This window comes from Paraburkholderia sp. A1RI-2L, from assembly GCF_048957375.1.
Lineage (GTDB): Bacteria > Pseudomonadota > Gammaproteobacteria > Burkholderiales > Burkholderiaceae > Paraburkholderia.
Genome location: NZ_JARBTA010000015.1, coordinates 1 through 2392, shown reverse-complemented (window position 1 = coordinate 2392; position 2392 = coordinate 1). Strand labels below are relative to the sequence as shown.

The window sequence follows — 2392 nt, the reverse complement described above, 5'->3', positions numbered from 1 at the left end:
GCACAATTGCACGAACACATAAAAGTCGACGAGACCGGACAGCAGCCGCGCCGGCGCGAGGTTGACAAGCGGTGGCTGCGCGCGCGGGGATACCCGGAAGCGCGTGAATTCGAAGGGAATGAGGGTGCGCTGCGCGATCTGCAAGCGTGACTCGCCGGGCTGCGCACTCACCACCGAAATCCGGGCGGCGCGCTGGCCGCGCGCGAGCCGCGCGTAGAGCGCATCGGTAATGCGGACCGCCAGTTGCGGAATGGCGTCGGGATGCGCCGCCATCGGTGCGGACCAGGCAGCGCTCAGGCCGCGCGAGGCGGCGGCGCTCGCGAGCCGCGAACCGACGAGCAGCCAGCGGTACGTATGCGCACCGCCGTCCTGATGCAGCGCGTGCTCCGCCAATTCGTCGTTGAGCGCGCCGACGAAGCCCTGCTCCGTGCCGACGACGATGCACACGTCGCCGCCCCCCGCGCCGGCCGCTGGACCGCCGGCCGCGCCTTCGGTCGCGAACGCGAGCACTTCACCGATCGCCGCCCCCGCCGTCGCCGCCGCCGCGCGGATGCCGGCCAGCCGCTCGCGCGCCTCGTGCGAGCGCGAGGCCGCAATGCCGCGCATCGCCGCGATCACGGCATCGAGTTGATGCGTCGCCGCGATCCGGCTCTCGATTTCGCCGAGCTTGCCGCTCATTCGTGCTCCCTGGCGGGCGCGCCGCCCGCCGCCGTATCGGAAGTCCGCTCGCGCACCCACTCGCGAAGCTGGGCGAGGTTTGACGATGCTTCGGCATCCGAATGAACCGTCGATCGCTGTGCATGCCGCTGTGCATGCCGCTGCGCGAGGCGCTCGCGAATCTGCGCGGCCACGCTCGCGGGCGCCGCGTCGAACACGCCCTCGGCGAGCGCGGCGAGCAACGCCACCTGATCGCCGGTGCCCAACGCGCTGAAACGCGGCTGCGCGAGCAAGGCGCGAATCCGCTCGCCGCGCGCGATCTGCGCGCTCACGCGCGCATCCGTGAGGCCGCCGAAGCGCGTGAATATCTCCAGTTCGAGGAACTGCGCATAGTCGAGCCGCAGCGGTCCGGCCACCTGGCGCAGCGCGGCTGTCTGCGCCTTGCCGCCCACGCGGCTCACGCTCAGCCCCACGTTGACCGCCGGCCGCTGGTTGGATGCGAACAGCGCGGCATCCATCACGAGCTGGCCGTCGGTGATCGAGATCAGATTGGTGGGGATGTAAGCCGAGAGATTGCCCGCGTCGGTCTCGGCGATTGGCAGCGCGGTCAGCGAACCGCCGCCCAGCGCGGGGCTCAGCTTCGCGGCGCGCTCCAGCAGCCGCGCGTGCAGATAGAAGATATCGCCGGGATAGGCCTCGCGGCCCGGCGGCTCGCCGGTGAGCAGCGCCAGTTCGCGGTGCGTGGCCGCGTGTTTCGAAAGATCGTCGATCACGACGAGCGCGTGCTGGCCGCGGTCGCGGAAGTATTCGGCCACCGAGAAGCCCGCGAACGGCGCGATCCATTGCATGCCCGGCGACGCCGCCGAGGAGGCGACCACGAACACGCAGCGCTGCGGCGCGCCGCGCTCGCGCACGGCGTCGATCACGCGCTGGACCGCCGTGGCGCGCTGGCCCACCGCGACGTAGACGCAGATCACATCGCTCGCGCGCTGGTTGACGATGGCATCGACGGCGAGCGAGGTCTTGCCCGTCGCGCGGTCGCCGATGATGAGTTCGCGCTGGCCGCGTCCGATCGCGAACAAGGCATCGACGATCAGCATGCCGGTTTCGAGCGGCTCGGTCACGGCGGCGCGCTCGACGATGGCCGGCGCAGGCCGCTCCACCGGTAGCCACGCGCTGGCGGCAAGCGGTGCGCCGCGATCGAGCGGCCGGCCCAGCGGATCGATCACGCGCCCGAGCAGGTCCTCGCCCACCGGCACCTGAAGCACGGCGCCGGTGCGCTCGACGCGCTCGCCCGCCGCCACGCCTTGCGCGCCGTCCAGCAGCACGATCCTCGCAAGTTCGCTGTCGAGCGTGCGCACATAGCCCGTCGCGCCGCTTGCGAAGCGCACGGTCTCGTCGAGCGCCACGTCGGGCAGCCCCGAAATATGCGCGACGCCGTCGGCGATACGCTCCACGCGCCCGAACGTTCTTGCGTCGGCGCCAGACTGCACGTGCGCGAGCGCGCTGTGCTGACGCGCGAACCAGCGGTCGGCCTCGCCCGCCAGATCGGCACCATGGGCGTCCTCTGCCGAGGTGTCAGCGGCGCTCAATGGCGTGCTCCAGCAAGGTCTCGCGGATATCGTCGAGATCGTGACGCAGGTGATTGCGCACCACGGCGTGCGAGCCTGTGAGTTCGAGCCCGGCGATCAGCGCCGGGTCTTCGCGCACCTGCAAGGTCACGGGCCGGCCGAGC

At 71.4% G+C, this 2392-nt stretch carries 2 protein-coding genes; both read right to left on the bottom strand.

Going from position 1 to position 2392, the window contains the following annotated elements; genetic code table 11:
* Positions 1–678 (bottom strand): F0F1 ATP synthase subunit gamma (locus PWP93_RS37285; protein ID WP_421048408.1); only part of this gene is annotated, 678 nt, incomplete at its 3' end.
* Positions 675–2249, bottom strand: a complete 1575-nt coding sequence (locus tag PWP93_RS37280) for a F0F1 ATP synthase subunit alpha (protein ID WP_421048407.1) — start codon at positions 2247–2249, stop codon at positions 675–677. The genes PWP93_RS37280 and PWP93_RS37285, both read right to left, overlap by 4 nt.
* Positions 2250–2392: the final 143 nt, after the last annotated feature.